The sequence below is a fragment of the Sphingomonas sp. Sphisp66 genome (assembly GCF_047324325.1).
Lineage (GTDB): Bacteria > Pseudomonadota > Alphaproteobacteria > Sphingomonadales > Sphingomonadaceae > Sphingomonas.
Window position 1 is genome coordinate 1,987,583 of record NZ_CP168508.1, and the last position, 15,697, is coordinate 2,003,279.

The window sequence follows — 15,697 nt, forward strand, 5'->3', positions numbered from 1 at the left end:
ACCGTTCGACAATATCTGGCGTCCACCGAAAATCGGAGGAAGCAATCATGGACATGACCGGCAACACCATCCTGATCACCGGCGGCGGCTCGGGCATCGGCCGCGCGCTTGCCGAGGCGCTCCACGCCCAGGGCAACAAGGTGATCGTCTCGGGCCGCCGCGCGAGCGCGCTGGAAGACGTCGCCGCCGCCACCCCCGGCATCGCCACCGCGACGCTCGACGTTTCCGATCCCGCCGACATCTCCCGCTTCGCCGCGGAGATCGTCGCGGCACATCCGGATCTCAACGCGGTGATCCACAATGCCGGCATCATGCAGGCCGAGGACCTCGCCGCCGAAGGATCGGACCTCGCCATCGCGGAGGCGACGATCGCGACCAACCTGCTCGGCCCGATCCGCCTGAACGCCGCACTGCTGCCTCACCTGCTCGCCCGGCCCAGGGCCGCCGTGCTGACCGTGACCTCGGGCCTCGCCTTCGTGCCGCTCGTCGCCACGCCGACCTATTCGGCGACCAAGGCGGCGATCCACAGCTGGACCCAGTCGCTCCGCGCGCAGCTCAAGGACACCAGCGTCGAAGTGATCGAGATCGCCCCGCCGGCGGTGGCGACCGACCTGATGCCGGGCCATGCCCAGAACCCCAATTCGATGCCGCTGGCCGACTATATCGCCGAGACCATGGCGCAGCTCGAAGCGGGCGCGGCCGAGAACCTGACCGAGCGGGTCAAGTTCCTGCGCTTCGCCGAGGCGCGGGGGGATTATGCGAAGGTGTTCGCCATCCTCAACGACGGCACACACTGATTGCTGCGCTGAACGATAGAGCCAAATCCGTCATCCCCGCGAAGGCGGGGATCCAGGGTGGCTGAGCGACGCCCTCTGTAACTCTGGATCCCCGCCTGCGCGGGGATGACGAATGGAAATAGGCGAGTCCTACTGGTTGCTCGCCACCCAGTTGTTCGCCGGGGTGAAATTGTCGCTCAGCACATGGTTCGCCTTGCAGTAGCGCTTGCACCCCGCCGAAGCGACGGCGCCGATCCCGGTGACATGGCCGGTCCCGTCACGCTCGAGCGTGAAGTCGATCCGGCAGGCCCCGGCACTCCAGCTTGCCTTGTCCGGCGTGGTGAAGCGGGCGATCGCGCCTGCCTCGCCATCGCTGGCGGGGAGCTTGCACAGGGCCTCGCCCTCGAGATCACGGTTCAGCGTGAAGTCGAACTGCCTGGCATCGATATGGGTGATCGCGAGCTGCTCGACGTCCGCGGTCTTGTAGCTCGCGTCCCATAGCTCCTCGTTGAAGCCGCGCAGCGAGTTGCGCTGGACGGTATAGTCCGCCTCCACCGCGGCGGGATCGCATTTCTTCGCGCAGCGAGTGCGCAGGATCTGCTGCCAGTCGCGCTGCTGGCCGCGGAAGCCGGCCTTGTCGAACAGGAGGGCGAGCTTCTGCCTGTAGAGCGCCGCCACTTCGCCATCGAGCGCGCGCAGCTTCGGGCTGGCGCAGATCGTCTTCTCGAGTGGATGGCTTGCCTTGGCGCAGTCGAAACTGGCCTGTTGCGGGGCCGGCTCGGCACGAAGGCCGAAGAGAGCGAGGAAAAAGGCGAAGAGTCCGAAGCCTGCAAGTCGCAACATCGCTACCTCCCTTGTTCAAAAGCCCCGTCGTGTCTCCACCCGATCTCCGGCGCGGCGTCGTATGCCCATGATCATCCCGATCACGGACCCTGCCGCCCACACCAGCGCCACCGCCATGCTCATCACGAGCGCCATACCCTCCCCGTAACAGGCGCCGGGCGCATCATGCGACGAAAGCATGCAGGGCGCCGCGAAGGCAATCCCAGCCAGCAGGGGAAGCGGAATCCACAGGAGCAGCAACCCGAGCCGCAGTCCGCGCCGACGCAGCATCGTCAGCCCGAGGGCACCCCCGAGCCCGACGAGTACGAACGCGAACCAGATCAATGGATTGGCACCCAGCCCCAGCAGCAGCAAATCGAAGCCGCCGAGGAGCAGGTCCATCAAAGCGTCGCCTCGATCTCGCGCGCGGCGAGGTCGGGATCGGCGGCCTGGGTGATCGGGCGGCCGACGACCAGGATCGAGGCGCCGGCATCGAGCGCGGCGCGCGGGGTCACCACGCGCTTCTGGTCGCCGATCACGCCGTTCGCCGGGCGAACGCCCGGGATGACGAAGAAGCCGTCATGCCAGATCTTCCTGGCTGCCGCGACTTCGTTGCCCGAGCAGACGATGCCGTCGACGCCCGAGGCCTTGGCCAGCTCGGTCAGCCGCATCACCTGCTCATGCGGATCGGGCTTGAGGCCGATCGAGGTCAGGTCGCTGTCGTCGAGGCTGGTGAGCATCGTCACCGCCACCACCTTGGTGCCGGTCGGCGCCGCGGCCTTGGCATCCTCGAGCATCGCGCGGCCGCCGGCGGCGTGCACGGTCAGGATCGCCGGCTCGAGCGGGCGGAGCGCCTGGATCGCCTTGGCGACGGTGTTGGGGATGTCGTGGAACTTGAGGTCGAGGAAGATCGGCAGGCCGATGTCATGCATCTCGTGCACGCCCGCGCGGCCGTTCGCCATGAAGAATTCGAGGCCGAGCTTGATGCCCCCGACATGCGCCTTCACGCGCTGTGCAATCATCTTGGCACGCTCCAGATCCGGCGTGTCGATCGCGACATAGATCGGGCTCACTGCACGTCTCCCAGCGGCAGGCCGCCCTGGGGTGCAGCCGGGATGGCGGGCACCGGCGCAGGGGTCGGCTCGGGTGCGGCGCCGACCGGCTCCGGCATCGCCTGGATCGCGCGGATATCGTTCAGCGCGCGCTCCAGCCCGGTGATCCGCTGGCGCATCCGCCAGCGCAGCGCATGATAGGCGAGGAGGACGGGCAGCAGCCCGGCGAGGAAGACAAGGATCAGCAGTAGCGGCAGACTGAAATCGGCGATCAGGCCGCTCCACAGGTGCACGTTCACGCGCTCGTCGCCGTTATAGATCACAAAGCCAGCGACCAGGCCGCCCAGCAACAGCCAGAACAGCACCTTCAGAAACCGCATGCGTCTCCCTTCCTGCGTGAACCGGGGTGGACTTTAGGGCGGGGAGGGGGATTTGGCCAGAGCAGCTAATTCCCTCTCCCCTTGTGGGAGAGGGAGGGAGCCGACGAAGTCGGCGGAAGGGTGAGGGGGACGGGGGTGGGGGCTCACTCCCCCTCATCCTTCCCACGCGCTTCGCGCGCGGGCCCCTTCCTTCTCCCACAGGGGGAGAAGGAGTTTACCCGATCTCCGCCCTAAGCTCCGCGAACAGTCCGGGGATCTTGGTCAGCCGTTGCTCTTCCTCGTCGAGGATCGCGTGGAACGCCCGCCGCTTGATCGCCGCCGCCCGCTCGTCGGAAAGCCGCGCAGCAGGATCGAGCGTCGACAGCACGATGTCGATCAGCCGATCCGCACCGTGCAGCCGGCCCCATAGATAGTCGTTCTCGCGGTACGCCCGGCTGAAGAACGCGCCGAAGCTGTTGAACTGGATGCCCTTCAGCGTCGCCTCGGCCCCGCCGGTGCGGATCGCGGTGGCGTCGTCCGGTGCGATGCGGTCGACACGGATCGGGTCGAACTCGTCGACGCCTTCGCCCTGGAGCAGCGGCAGCGTGGCGATGTCGTAGAAGGGGAAGCCGAGATGCGCGAGCAGCATCGGCCGCCGCAGTTCCTTCGACAGCGTGCTGAGCCCCTCGGCCAGCCGCGCATCGGTCTCGCCGTCGAGCTTCTTGAGCTGCATCCGGTCCGCCAGCCGATCGAGGATCGGGCCGGCATCGTCGGTCATCATCCGGATCTCGTCGCGCAGGTCGGCATAGGTGTCGGCACGCTTGAGCTCCAGATAGCTGGCGAGCGAGTCGTAGATCGCCTCGCGCATCGGCCGGAGCGCGCCATGGCTGGTCGGCAGGTCGATCTCGGTCAGCCGGCGGGCGAGCAGGCGCAGGCGGCGGATGCGGAAGCCCAGATCGTGCGTGCGCAGGAACTCCAGCGTCTCGGGCGAGGCGCCGTTGGAGTGCATCGCGCCGAACTGGTCGGCCCCGCGCGACTGGACTGCCGCGGCCAGCGCCTCGCGGATCTCGTGCAGCCGCTCGGGCCCGTGCCGCTCGCCGACATTGTAGAGCAGCCGCGCGGTGCGATCGATCGCGCCTTCGACCTTGAGCAGGCCATAGGCGGTATGGCCATAGCCCGCCTTGGCAGCCGCCGTGATCTGCGCCCGCTTGCGCCAGGCGGCGAGCCGCTTGGGGTTCGGATAGTCGAGCCACAGCGTATAGCCGAACAGCGCCTCGACCTGGGTCTCGACGTCGGCGCGGATCTCGGTGAGGATGCCGAGCATCCGCTCGATCCGGTGCGAGCGTCGGGCGATCTCGTCGAGATTGTCGCGGATCGGCTGCTCGCGCGGCAGCTCGGAGAGCGCGCCGATGATCGTCGCGAAGAAGCCTGGCGTCCCGTCGTCCCCGCCATAGAAGTCGAAGCGGAAATTGGGGAAGGGATCGACGAACACGAAGCGCCGGTCGACCTGGCGGCGGGCAGGGCGCTCCTTCAGCGCCTCCATCGCCGGCCGGAAGGGCGCGTTTGCGAGCACCGAGCCGTCGATCAGCACCGCCTTGGCTGCCTTGTTGTCCGCCCATTGGTGCGGAAGCACCCGCTCCAGAAAGGCATCGCGCTGCGGCCAGGCCTGTTTCCGCTCGGCCATAAGCTCGTCCATCTCGCCCACCGTCATCGGCGGGAAGGCGCCCGGGAAGCTCGACGTGGCGCGCGCGGCGAAGGTCAGGCTGGCGGCGTCGGCGAACTTCTCGTCCGGATAGCCGCGATCGGTGAAGGAGAAGACGAGCCGGTGTTCGTTCTCCATCACGCTGGCCGGCGAATTGAGCCGCAGCGCCTCGGGATGGCCGCGGAAATCGGTGACGGTGACGAACAGGTCGAGCGGCTGGCCGTCGGGCAGCAGCCTTTTCTCCTTCGGTCCCTTGGCCATGGCGGCAAAGGCGTCGAGGATCGTGTTGGCCAGGCGCTTGCCGCCGAAGGGCGGCTCGAACCAGCGCGAGCGGACGAAATGCTCTAGCTTGGTGCGCACTTCCTCGCGCGCGCCGATTTCCACCGTCTCGTCCACCGTCTTGGAGCGGTTGGCGACCAGCCAGGCGATCGGCACCGCCCAGAGCTTGGCGAAGCGGTGCGACGGGCGCTGGCGCGGCTCGAGCAGCGCCTCGACATCGGCATTGTCCATCCACAGGTCGGTCAGCGGGTCGAGCGACTGGCCGGTGGCGATCGCCTGGGCGAGGAACACCGTGTTGATCCCGCCCGCGCTGGCGCCGGCCAGGATATCGACCAGCACGCGCAGGTTGACGCCCGAGGTCTCGCGGATCTCCTCGATCAGCTCGCGATAGACGTCCGGCCGCCCGTCGCTGCCGTCGCGCTCGGCGCAGCTCGCCCGGGCGAGGCGCCAGATCTCCTTGGTGATGCCGTGCATGTACACGGCCAGGCTGATGCCGCCGTAGCAGACCAGTGCGAGCCGGAGTTCCTTGTCGCGAGTTTCGGCCATTAAACCATTATAGTGGCCCAGATGGGCAGGTGATCGGACGCGGTGCGCGCCTGAAGGCTGTCATGCACCCCGGCATCGGTGATGGTCAATTCACGGCTCGCCATGATCCGGTCGAGCCGCGCCATCGGGCGCCGGGCATGGAAGCTCTTGCCGGTGGCGGCAAAGGCATAGTGGCTGGCGAAGTCGCGCAGGCAGCCCGACTGGGCGCTCCACTCGTTGAGGTCGCCCATCAGGATCGTCGGATATTGATGCGTGCTGGCCTGGAGATGCGTGATGATCGCATGCGCCTGGCGCCGCCGCCACAGGCCGGACAGGTCGAGGTGCATGCCGACCACGCGCACCACCGTGCCGCTCGCGAGCCGGACATCGGCCATCACCGCGCCACGCGGCTCCAGCGCCGGCAGATGGATCGCCTCGCAGTCGAGGACGGTCGCGTCCTTGCGCACCAGCAGCGCATTGCCGTGCCAGCCCATCGAGCGCGCCTTGGTACCGAAGGGCACCGGCTTGTAGTCGCTATGCTCGGCAAGCAGATGCTGGGTCAGCACCGCCGAGCGCTCGCCGAAGCGGCGATCGGCTTCCTGGAGCGCGACGATGTCGGCGCCGATCTCGCAGAGCACCTGCAGCGTGCGCTCGGGCCTTCGGCGCCGGTCGGTGCCGATCGACTTGCGCACGTTGTAGCTGGCGACCTTGATCATCGGCGCCCCTTATCGCGGGGGCTGGCGGGCATAGGCAAGGGTCTCAGCTCGGATGCGCCTCGGCATTGCCCTGGCTGGCGGCCTCCTGCGCCGCTGCGAGCAGCCGACGCCCGGTCTCCTCCGCAGCCTGGGGCGTCATCGCGATGGCGACGCCATTGGGCCCGTCGAGCAGCACCACGCCCTGCTCGGCGGTCGCCACCCCGGCTTCCTCTTCCGGTTCGGAGGGCGAGATCTTCTGTCCCATGTTCTTCTCCCAGTTCGCTGACACCCATGTGGGAGCGAGGAATGGGGGACCAACTCGGACGGACGCGAAAATATCCAAGATTTCCGAGAGATTTCAGCGCCCGCCGGCCTCGAGCAGGCGGCGGGGCGCGGCCAGTTCCCAGCTCCGCGCGATCCTGTCGCCGACGAAATCCCAGTCGATCTCCGGCCCGGCCAGCGCGATGCCGACCCAGCCGACCCCGAAATAAGCGACCTTCGAATAGGTCTCGGGCGCGATGCCGATCAGGTTCGGCCCTTCCTCGTCATCGGCGGTCTTCACCGCGACGATGGTGCGGCCGTCGCCATGATGGTCGTGGCGGAACTGGGCGAACTGCTTGCCGGCGACGAAGAAGGTCGCCTGGCCATGGCTCGGCCGCTCCTCGGCTTCGGGAAGCTCCAGCGCGATGGCGCGGACCTGGGCGAGCGCGGCGTCTTGGTCTGGGTTCAGCGGCATAGGAACTCGGCGACTACCCTTGGGTAGAGCCGATGTTCCTCCTTCAGCACGCGCTGTGCAAGGCTTTCCGCCGTGTCGCCGGGCAGGATCGCCACTTCGGCCTGGCCGAGCACCTCGCCGCCATCCAGCTCCTCGGTGACGATGTGCACCGACACCCCGCCATGGCTGTCCCCCGCATCGATCGCCCGCTGATGCGTGTCGAGCCCCTTGTACTTGGGCAGCAGCGAGGGGTGGACGTTGACGATCCTGCCCCGCCAGCGCGCGACGAAATCGTCCGAGAGCAGGCGCATGTAACCCGCCAGCGCGATCGCCTCGACGCCAGCGTCGCGCAGCGCCGCGTCGATCTTCGCTTCGTACTCCGCCTTGGCCATGCCCTTGGGGCTCTGCGCGAAGGTGGCGACGCCCTGCGCCGCCGCCCAGGCGAGCCCCTCGGCCTCGGGCTTGTCGCTGGCAACCAGCGCGACCTCATAGGGGCAGTCGGGCGCCTTCGCGGCTTCGACGAGCGCCGCCATGTTCGATCCCCGGCCCGAGATCAGGATACCGAGCTTGCGGCGCATCACAGCGCAGTGCTCCTGCGCAAGCAGGAGCCCAGGAGTCGCAGGCGACGACGCTCGTGGCCCTGGGCTCCTGCTTTCGCAGGAGCACATGCCTTACCCATTATGCGTCGCGCTCCAGTCGCCACGCGCGCTCCACACTTCGCCGCCGCCGAACACGGTGCAGCCGCGCTCGCCCTCGACGACCTCGCCGATCACGAACACTTCTTCGCCCGCGGCGTAGAGTTCGTCCTTCACCGCCCCGGCAACGTCCGGCGAGACCACCGCGACCATGCCGATGCCGCAGTTGAAGGTGCGCGCCATTTCCTCGGGCTCGATATTCCCCTGCGCCTGCAGGAACGCCATCAGCCGCGGCAGCGGCCAGGCGCCAGCGTCGATCTTCGCATGACACCCCTCGGGCAGCACGCGCGGGACGTTCTCGAGCAACCCACCGCCGGTGATGTGCGCCAGCCCGCGGATCGCGCCCTTGCGAAGTTGCGGAAGCAGGCTTTGCACATAGATGCGCGTCGGCGCCATCAGCGCGTCGAGCAGGATCACGTCCTGGTCGAACAGGGCAGGGCGGTCCATCTTCCAGCCCTTGTCGGCGGCGAGGCGGCGGACCAGCGAGAAGCCGTTCGAGTGCACACCGGTCGAGCCCAGGCCGAGCAGCACGTCGCCCGGACGGATCTTGCTGCCGTCGAGCAGTTGGTCGCGCTCGACCGCGCCTACGCAGAAGCCGGCCAGGTCATAGTCGTTCTCGGCATACATGCCCGGCATCTCGGCGGTCTCGCCGCCGATCAGCGCGCAGCCGGCCTGGCGGCAACCCTCCGCGATCGAAGCGATCACCCGCTCGGCCGTCTCGGGCACCAGCTTGCCGCTGGCATAATAGTCGAGGAAGAAGAGCGGCTCGGCACCCTGCACGATCAGGTCGTTGGCGCACATCGCGACCAGGTCGACGCCGACGCCGTCATGCGCATTGTAGTCGATGGCGAGCTTGAGCTTGGTGCCCACACCGTCATTCGCCGCGACGAGCAGCGGGTCGGTGAACCCCGCCGCCTTCAGGTCGAACACGCCGCCGAACCCGCCGAGATCGGCATCGGCACCGGCGCGGCGCGTGGACTTGGCGAGCGGGCCGATCGCCCGGACCAGCGCGTTGCCGGCCGCGATCGAGACGCCCGCCTGGGCATAGGTATAGTTCTTCTGGTCGCTCATGGCGCGCGCTTAGCGCCATCTTGTCGCGCCGTCATCCCCGCTGGCGGGGAAAAGGGCGCGGCCGGGATCTCCGGCCGCGCCCGATGCACGCTTACTTCTTCGGGAGCACCGGCGCCGCGAAGGCACCGTCGCTGCCATTGCCGTCGAGGCGGTTGTCGCCATAGCTGCGGATCGCCGCACCCGTGCCGCTCTCCAGGCCCGCCTGGTTGCCGGTGATCGTGGTGTCGCCGACGCGGACCAGCGCGGTCGCGCCGCCGGCGAGGATGCCGCGGCTGGTGTTGTAGGCGATGACCGAGCCGTGGACCATCACGGTGGCGCTCGCCATACCGGCCGGAGTGTTGACCAGCAGGCCCCAGGTGCTGCGGGTCAGCTGGCTGTTCTCGATCGAGACGACGTTGCCCGCGGTCGTGGTGTTGCCACCGGTGTCGATGCGGAAGCCCGCGCCCGAATTATTCTCCGAGCGCACGCCGTTCAACGCGACGCGGGCGCTGCCCGTGCCGGTCGGCTGGACCAGCACGCCGCCGCCGGTGCCGCCGGTGCCGTTGTCGGTGATCACGGTGTTCGAGATGTAGAGCGCCGCATCGCCGCTCGGCTGGAAATACACGCCCTGGCCGTTGGTGCCGTTGAAGCGGCGGATCTGCGATTCCTCGATGTGCAGCGCGCCGCCGGCGATGAAGCGCACGCCATAGGTCGCCCCGCTGACGCCGTAGATGTCCAGGCCGCGCAGGACGACCACGTCGGTCGCGCCGGCGTTGACGATGATGCCGGCACTGCCCCCGGCCAGCACGCCGCCCTCGGTGAACTGGCAGGCGAGCGTGATCGCCTTGGTTATCGTCACCGCGCCGAAGCCGGCCGGGTCGAGGCAGTTGATCTCGCCACCCGCCGCAGTCTTCGAAATCGCCCCCGCGAAGGTCTTGCACGGCGCCGTGCGGCTGCAAGGATTGACGTCGTCACCGACGCCCGAAACCCAAGTCCTCGTCGCCTGCGCCTGTGCAGGTGCAGCATAGAGCAGGCCGCAGCCCAAAAAAGATGCGAACATCAACGCAGTGCGCTTGCTTGCTTTAACCATGATGAATTTCCCCGTTTGCGGATCGACGTTACGATCGAGGAGACGCTTACCATGATTAATTTTGAACGTCATGGGGTTAGGGGGCGAACTACCATTGTGGAATCTCCTAATTTACGAATATCTGAAGGCCCTTAGGGCGCCCGACAGGCGGAAATTACATCAGCGCTTGGATTTCCCCGTCCGCTTCGCCAAAAGGGCCGCTGCATGACCCTTGCCCGCAAATCCCTCACCATCGGCATCGCCTCCGCGCTCGCGCTTGCGGGGCTCGGCGCCGTGCTCGCCGAAGGAGAGAAGGCCGCGGGCGGCAGCGCCGTGCCGATCGACGCCTCGGGCAGCTTCGAAGTCGCCGGCGTCGATGTCGACGTGAAGGGCAAGGATGCCGATGCCGCACGCTATGGCGGCTGGCGGCTCGCCCAGCGCAAGGGCTGGGAGATGCTGTCGCGCAAGCTGACCGGCAAGGCTTCCAGCATGTCTGATTCGGCGCTCGACTCGCTGGTCACCGGCATCGTCGTCGAGAAGGAGCAGATCGGCCCGACCCGCTACATCGCGCGGCTCAGCGTGCTGTTCGATCGCAACAAGGCCGGCAGCATCCTGGGCGTCTCGGTCGCGGTGAACCAGTCGCCGCCGATGCTGATCGTCCCGCTCGAATATTCGGGCGGCGCGGGCGTCGTCTTCGAGCGCGAGACGGCCTGGGCCAAGGCCTGGAACCGCTTCAAGAGCGGCGGCAGCACGGTCGACTATGTCCGCGTGCAGGGCAACGGCCCCGATTCGATGCTGCTCAACGCGGGGCAGGTGCTGCGCCGCGGCCGCAACTGGTGGCGCTCGGTGCTCGACCAGTACGGCGCGTCCGACGTGCTGATCGCCGAAGTCCAGCTGCGCCGGGAGTATCCGGGCGGCCCGATCGTCGGCATCTTCTCCGCCACGCACGGCCCGGACCGCCAGAAGATCGCCGACTTCGCCCTGCGCGTCGACAATGGCGATTCGCTCGATGCGCTGATGGACGCCGGCGTCCAGCGGATCGACAAGGCCTTCCAGCAGGCGCTCGCACTCGGCCAGCTTCACACCGATCGCCTGCTCGGCATCCGCCCGCCCTCGGCCAAGGCGGAGGAAGAGAAGCCCACCGACGAGGCGACCGAGGAAGCGACGCCCACGCCCGATGCGAGCGCGGCGGCCAGCGGTGCCCAGCTCAACGTCCAGTTCGACACGCCCAATGTCGGCTCGGTCAATGCCGGCGAGGCAGCGCTGCGCGGCATTCCGGGCGTGCGCTCGGCAGTCACCTCCAGCCTGGCGCTCGGCGGCATCTCGGTGATGCGCGTCGCCTATGACGGCCAGATCGCCTCGCTGCGTGCCCAGCTCGAGGCGCGCGGCTGGAGCGTGCAGGAAGGGGCAGGGGTCCTCCGCATCCGCCGCGCGGGCGGCAGCGGTAGTGGCGGCGGCGGCGGCGGCCAACAACCGATCCCGGCGCCCACGGGCAGCACCACGCCAGCCCCGAACGGCAGATGACGCAACTGCGCTTGCCGCTGGGACTGCCCGAAGCACGCGAGACGGAATTCCTGGTCAGCGACTCCAACGCCCGCGCCGTCCACCAGCTCGAACATTGGGGCACCTGGCCCGTCATGTCGGCCCTGCTCACCGGCCCGCGCAAGTCGGGTCGCAGCCTGCTCGCCCGCATCTTCGCGGCGAAGACCGGCGCGCGCATCTTCGACGATGCCGACCTCGGCAAGGAGGCGGAGGTGTTCCACGCCTGGAACCAGGCCCAGGCCGATCACCGCCCGCTGCTGATTGTCGCGCAGGCCGCGCCGCCGACCTGGAACGTCAAGCTGCCCGATCTCAAGTCGCGCCTCGCCGCCTCGCCCTTGCTCGAGATCGGCCCGCCCGACGACCAGCTCATCCCCCAGCTGCTGGAACGCGCGTTCGAGCGCCACCTGCTCCACGCCAAGCCCGAAGTGATCGCCTGGATCGCCAGGCGGATCGAGCGCAGCCATATCGCGATCCTGCGCGTTGCCGATGCACTGGAGCTGGAGGAGGGTAAGCGCTTGTCGATCCCCGCAGTGCGCGCCACATTGGCCGCCGCTGGTCTCATAACCGAAACGGACGGCGACTAACGGCGATGACCAAGGCAGCGAAAGCACGCGCCGTTGAAGGGACCTCGATGACCGAATCGCCGGATAATTCCGCACGTTACTTCAATCGCGAGCTGAGCTGGCTCGCCTTCAACCGCCGGGTGATGGAAGAGGCGTGCAACCCCGCCCATCCGCTGCTCGAACGGCTGCGCTTCCTGTCGATCTCAGGCTCGAACTTCGACGAGTTCTTCATGGTCCGCGTCGCCGGCCTGATGGGCCAGCAGCTCCAGAAGGTCGAGGCGCGCTCGGCCGACGGGCTCACGCCCGGCCAGCAGCTCGCCGCCATCTCGGCCGAGGCCGAGACGCTGGCCGACAACCAGCAGAGCGTGTGGACCGATATCCGCGCCGACCTCGCCGAGACCGGCATCCATGTCCTCGACGCCAATGCGATCGAGGGCGAGACCGAGGCCTGGCTGGAAACCCATTTCCGCGAGCAGATCTTCCCGATCCTCACCCCCCAGGCGCTCGATCCCGCGCACCCGTTCCCGTTCATCCCCAACCAGGGATCGAGCGTGATCTTCGACCTGGTCCGCAAGTCGGACCGCGAGCCGGTGCGCGAGCTCGTCCTGCTCCCCACCGCGATCAAGCGCTTCGTCCGCCTGCCGGGCAACCCCGCGCGCTATGTCGCGGTCGAGGCGGTGCTCAAGCATTTCTCGCATCTGCTCTTCCCGGGCTACACTTCGCTCGGCGCCGCGGCGTTCCGCGTGCTGCGCGACAGCGACATCGAGATCGAGGAAGAGGCCGAGGACCTGGTCATGACCTTCCGCTCGGCGATCAAGCGCCGCCGCCGCGGCCGCGTGATCCGCCTCGAGATGGAGGACAGCATCTCCCCCGAGCTGGAGGCGGTGCTCAAGGAGGAGCTGGGCGGCAGCGAGGCGCTGCTCACCGAGACCGGCGGCTTCCTCGGCATCGGCGACCTTGCTTTCCTGGTCGACGAGGACCGGCCCGATCTCAAGTTCACCCCCTATTCGGCGCGCTTCCCCGAGCGGATCCGCGAATATGGCGGCGATTGCTTCGCGGCGATCAAGGCCAAGGACATCGTCGTCCACCACCCCTATGAGACGTTCGACGTCGTCATCTCCTTCCTGCAGCAGGCAGCGGCCGATCCGGACGTGGTGGCGATCAAGCAGACGCTCTACCGCGCCGGCAAGCAGCCCGCCGTGATCAACGCGCTGATCGCCGCGGCCGAGGCCGGCAAGTCGGTCACCGCTGTGGTCGAATTGAAGGCGCGCTTCGACGAGGAGCAGAACCTCTATTGGGCGACCGCGCTCGAGCGGGCGGGCGTCCAGGTCGTCTATGGCTTCATCGACTGGAAGACCCATGCCAAGGTCTCGATGGTCGTCCGGCGCGAGGGCAATGGCTATCGTACCTATTGCCACTTCGGCACGGGCAACTACCATCCGATCACCGCGCGCATCTATACCGACATCAGCTTCTTCACCGCCGATCCGCGGGTGGGCCGCGATGCCGCGCAGATCTTCAACTATGTCACCGGCTATGTGGAGCCGCACGGGCTGGAGCTGATCGGCATCTCTCCGCGCGACCTGCGCAACCGCCTCGTCGGGCTGATCGACGACGAGATCGCCCATGCCCGTGCCGGCCGCCCCGGCCAGCTCTGGGCCAAGATGAACTCGCTGGTCGATCCCGCAGTGGTCGAAAAGCTCTACGAAGCGAGCAACGCCGGTGTGGAGATCGAATTGGTCATCCGCGGCATCTGCTGCCTCCGCCCCGGCGTCCCCGGCATGAGCGAGAACATCAAGGTCAAGTCGATCGTCGGCCGCTTCCTCGAGCACAGCCGCATCTGGGCCTTCGGCAACGGCAAGGCGCTGCCGAACGACGGCGCGAAGGTCTACATCTCCTCGGCCGACTGGATGCAGCGCAACTTCGATCGACGCGTCGAGTTCATGCTGCCGATCCTCAACAAGACGGTGCACGACCAGGTGCTCGACCAGGTGATGGTGGCCAATCTGCTCGACAACGAGCAGAGCTGGCTGCTCCAGAGCGACGGCCATTACACCCGCACCGAGCCGGGCGAGGACGGCGCCTTCAACCTGCACCGCTATTTCATGACCAACCCGTCGCTCTCGGGCCGCGGCGCCGCGCTCGAATCGCGCAAACCCGTGCCCAAGCTCCAGCTCAAGCGGCGCCGCGGTCCGGCAAAGGCCAAGGCGAAGGAATGACCACATTGCCCTTCCGCAAGGCGCGCGCGAAGCCTGCCGGGATCGAGGGTCGCACCGCGATCATCGATATCGGCTCCAACTCGGTGCGCCTCGTGGTCTATCAGGGCTCGGCCCGCCTGCCGGCGACCCTGTTCAACGAGAAAGTGATGGCCGGCCTGGGCCGCGGCCTGGCCGAGACCGGTGCGATCGATCCCGCCAGCCTCGCCGCCGCGCGCGGGGCGCTGGCGCGCTTCGCCACGCTCGCCCGCGAGATGCAGGTCGGCGAGTTGCGGACCGTCGCGACGGCAGCGGTCCGCGACGCCTCCAACGGCCGCGAGCTGATCGAGGCGGCCCGCGCGCTCGGCCTCGAGGTCGAGACGCTGTCGGGCGAGGAGGAGGCGATGGCCTCGGGCCTGGGCGTGCTCTCGGGCATTCCGGAGGCGGACGGCATCGTCGGCGATCTCGGCGGCGGCTCGCTGGAGCTGGTCCGCGTCGTCGCCGGCACGGTGACCGACCGGGTGTCCTTCCCCCTGGGCGTGCTCCGCCTCGGCGCGATCCGTGCCGAGGGCAAGACCGCGCTCGAACGCCGGGTGACGAAGCTGCTCGGGGACGCCGGCTGGAAGGGACGGGGAAAGGGTCTGCCCTTCTATCTGGTCGGCGGATCATGGCGCAGCCTGGCCCGGCTCGACATGCACCTGAAGCATTATCCGCTGCCGATCGCCCACCAATATCCGATGGCGGTGCCGCGCATCACCGAGCTGGCCAGCTCGATCGCGGCGATGCCCAAGGCCGATCTCAAGGCGATCCCCAACCTGTCCAGCGCCCGCGCCAACACGCTGGAGGACGCCGCGCTGCTGCTCGGCCATGTCCTCAAGCAACTCGGCAGCAGCGGCACGATCGTCTCCGCCTATGGCCTGCGCGAAGGGCTGCTCTACCAGCGCCTCTCGCCCGAGCTGCGCCAGCAGGACCCGCTGATCGCCGCCACCCGCGACGAAGGCGAGCGGCTCGGCCGCTTCCCCGAGCATGGCGACCTGCTCGACAAGTGGATCGCGCCGCTCTTCGCCGGCGAACCGCACGAGCTGGGCCGGCTGCGCCATGCCGCCTGCCAGCTGGTCGATGTCGGCTGGCACGCCAATCCCGAGTTCCGCGCCGAGCGTGGCCTCGACGCGGCGCTGCACGGCAATTGGGTGGCGATCGATTCGATGGGCCGCGCCGCGCTGGGCCAGGCGCTCTACACGGCGCTTGGCGGCGGGATCGACACGCCCGCGCCGCTGCCCCAGCTCGCCGATGACGACACGCTGTGGCGCGCCAAGCTCTGGGGCCTCGCCATCCGCCTCGGCCAGCGCCTGTCGGGCGGCGTCGCCGCCCCGATCCGCCGCTCCGAGCTGCACATGGACGAGGAGACCCTCGCGCTCTGCCTGCACCCCGAGGACGAGGCGCTGTACGGCGAAGCGGTGGAGAAGCGCCACAAGGCACTCGCCGCGGCGTTCGGCCGGGCGCCGGTGCTGGAGGTCTGATCCCTGCAAGTTCCCCTCCCTGGAAGGGAGGGGCTAGGGGTGGGTAGAGTGCTCGCGTTACGGCGGAGGTACCGATATCGGTTACCGTACCGCCTCGACGCGACCCACCCCGACCCCTCCCTTCCAGGGAGGGGAGAT

General features: G+C 68.3%; 16 protein-coding genes. 5 read left to right on the plus strand and 11 right to left on the minus strand.

Annotation, left to right across the window (positions count from 1 at the left end; all coding sequences use genetic code 11):
* Positions 1 to 47: 47 nt before the first annotated feature.
* Entirely contained in the window at positions 48 to 797 is a 750-nt protein-coding gene (locus tag ACEN8G_RS09745; protein ID WP_413418236.1) for an SDR family oxidoreductase, read from the plus strand.
* 129 nt (positions 798 to 926) lie between these two features.
* On the opposite strand, the gene ACEN8G_RS09750 is transcribed toward ACEN8G_RS09745, so the two are convergent.
* The 11 genes from ACEN8G_RS09750 to ACEN8G_RS09800 form a co-directional block, all read right to left on the minus strand.
* Positions 927 to 1,619 (minus strand): lysozyme inhibitor LprI family protein, encoded by a 693-nt coding sequence (locus ACEN8G_RS09750; RefSeq protein WP_413418238.1) that lies wholly within the window; start codon positions 1,617 to 1,619, stop codon positions 927 to 929.
* A gap of 15 nt (positions 1,620 to 1,634) precedes the next feature.
* Positions 1,635 to 2,000, minus strand: a complete 366-nt coding sequence (locus ACEN8G_RS09755) for a hypothetical protein (RefSeq protein ID WP_413418239.1) — start codon at positions 1,998 to 2,000, stop codon at positions 1,635 to 1,637.
* Positions 2,000 to 2,671: an orotidine-5'-phosphate decarboxylase gene (gene pyrF / locus ACEN8G_RS09760; RefSeq protein ID WP_413418241.1), complete on the minus strand. Its 672-nt coding sequence runs from the start codon at positions 2,669 to 2,671 to the stop codon at positions 2,000 to 2,002. Before pyrF ends, ACEN8G_RS09755 begins: the two co-directional genes overlap by 1 nt.
* Positions 2,668 to 3,030 carry a lipopolysaccharide assembly protein LapA domain-containing protein gene (locus tag ACEN8G_RS09765; protein WP_413418243.1) on the minus strand — a complete coding sequence of 121 codons (363 nt, stop codon included), beginning with the start codon at positions 3,028 to 3,030 and terminating at the stop codon, positions 2,668 to 2,670. Before ACEN8G_RS09765 ends, pyrF begins: the two co-directional genes overlap by 4 nt.
* A gap of 214 nt (positions 3,031 to 3,244) precedes the next feature.
* Complete coding sequence (locus ACEN8G_RS09770; RefSeq protein WP_413417006.1) at positions 3,245 to 5,536, minus strand: patatin-like protein; 2,292 nt, start codon at positions 5,534 to 5,536, stop codon at positions 3,245 to 3,247.
* Positions 5,536 to 6,231 (minus strand): endonuclease/exonuclease/phosphatase family protein, encoded by a 696-nt coding sequence (locus ACEN8G_RS09775; RefSeq protein WP_413417008.1) that lies wholly within the window; start codon positions 6,229 to 6,231, stop codon positions 5,536 to 5,538. The genes ACEN8G_RS09770 and ACEN8G_RS09775 overlap by 1 nt, the downstream gene beginning before the upstream one ends.
* 43 nt (positions 6,232 to 6,274) lie before the next feature.
* A complete protein-coding gene (locus ACEN8G_RS09780) occupies positions 6,275 to 6,475 on the minus strand; it encodes a hypothetical protein (RefSeq protein ID WP_413417009.1) in 201 nt (66 codons plus the stop codon).
* Between the two features lie 93 nt (positions 6,476 to 6,568).
* Entirely contained in the window at positions 6,569 to 6,946 is a 378-nt protein-coding gene (locus ACEN8G_RS09785; protein ID WP_413417011.1) for an MmcQ/YjbR family DNA-binding protein, read from the minus strand.
* Positions 6,937 to 7,503 (minus strand): phosphoribosylglycinamide formyltransferase, encoded by a 567-nt coding sequence (gene purN, locus ACEN8G_RS09790; RefSeq protein ID WP_413417013.1) that lies wholly within the window; start codon positions 7,501 to 7,503, stop codon positions 6,937 to 6,939. Before purN ends, ACEN8G_RS09785 begins: the two co-directional genes overlap by 10 nt.
* 93 nt (positions 7,504 to 7,596) lie before the next feature.
* Positions 7,597 to 8,691 carry a phosphoribosylformylglycinamidine cyclo-ligase gene (gene purM, locus ACEN8G_RS09795; protein ID WP_413417015.1) on the minus strand — a complete coding sequence of 365 codons (1,095 nt, stop codon included), beginning with the start codon at positions 8,689 to 8,691 and terminating at the stop codon, positions 7,597 to 7,599.
* A gap of 91 nt (positions 8,692 to 8,782) precedes the next feature.
* Positions 8,783 to 9,730: a hypothetical protein gene (locus ACEN8G_RS09800; protein ID WP_413740776.1), complete on the minus strand. Its 948-nt coding sequence runs from the start codon at positions 9,728 to 9,730 to the stop codon at positions 8,783 to 8,785.
* 234 nt (positions 9,731 to 9,964) lie between these two features.
* Between ACEN8G_RS09800 and ACEN8G_RS09805 the strand changes: the two genes are divergently transcribed.
* The 4 genes from ACEN8G_RS09805 to ACEN8G_RS09820 are packed head-to-tail and all read left to right on the plus strand — an operon-like array spanning position 9,965 to position 15,559.
* Positions 9,965 to 11,263, plus strand: coding sequence for a heavy-metal-associated domain-containing protein (locus ACEN8G_RS09805; protein WP_413417019.1), 1,299 nt, complete (start codon positions 9,965 to 9,967; stop codon positions 11,261 to 11,263).
* On the plus strand, positions 11,260 to 11,865 hold the full coding sequence (locus ACEN8G_RS09810) for a chromosomal replication initiator DnaA (RefSeq protein WP_413417021.1): 606 nt from the start codon (positions 11,260 to 11,262) through the stop codon (positions 11,863 to 11,865). Before ACEN8G_RS09805 ends, ACEN8G_RS09810 begins: the two co-directional genes overlap by 4 nt.
* A 47-nt stretch (positions 11,866 to 11,912) precedes the next feature.
* The gene (locus ACEN8G_RS09815; protein WP_413417023.1) at positions 11,913 to 14,063 is read left to right on the plus strand and encodes an RNA degradosome polyphosphate kinase; all 2,151 of its coding nucleotides are present in this window, start codon (positions 11,913 to 11,915) and stop codon (positions 14,061 to 14,063) included.
* On the plus strand, positions 14,060 to 15,559 hold the full coding sequence (locus ACEN8G_RS09820; RefSeq protein WP_413417025.1) for a Ppx/GppA family phosphatase: 1,500 nt from the start codon (positions 14,060 to 14,062) through the stop codon (positions 15,557 to 15,559). Before ACEN8G_RS09815 ends, ACEN8G_RS09820 begins: the two co-directional genes overlap by 4 nt.
* Positions 15,560 to 15,697: the final 138 nt, after the last annotated feature.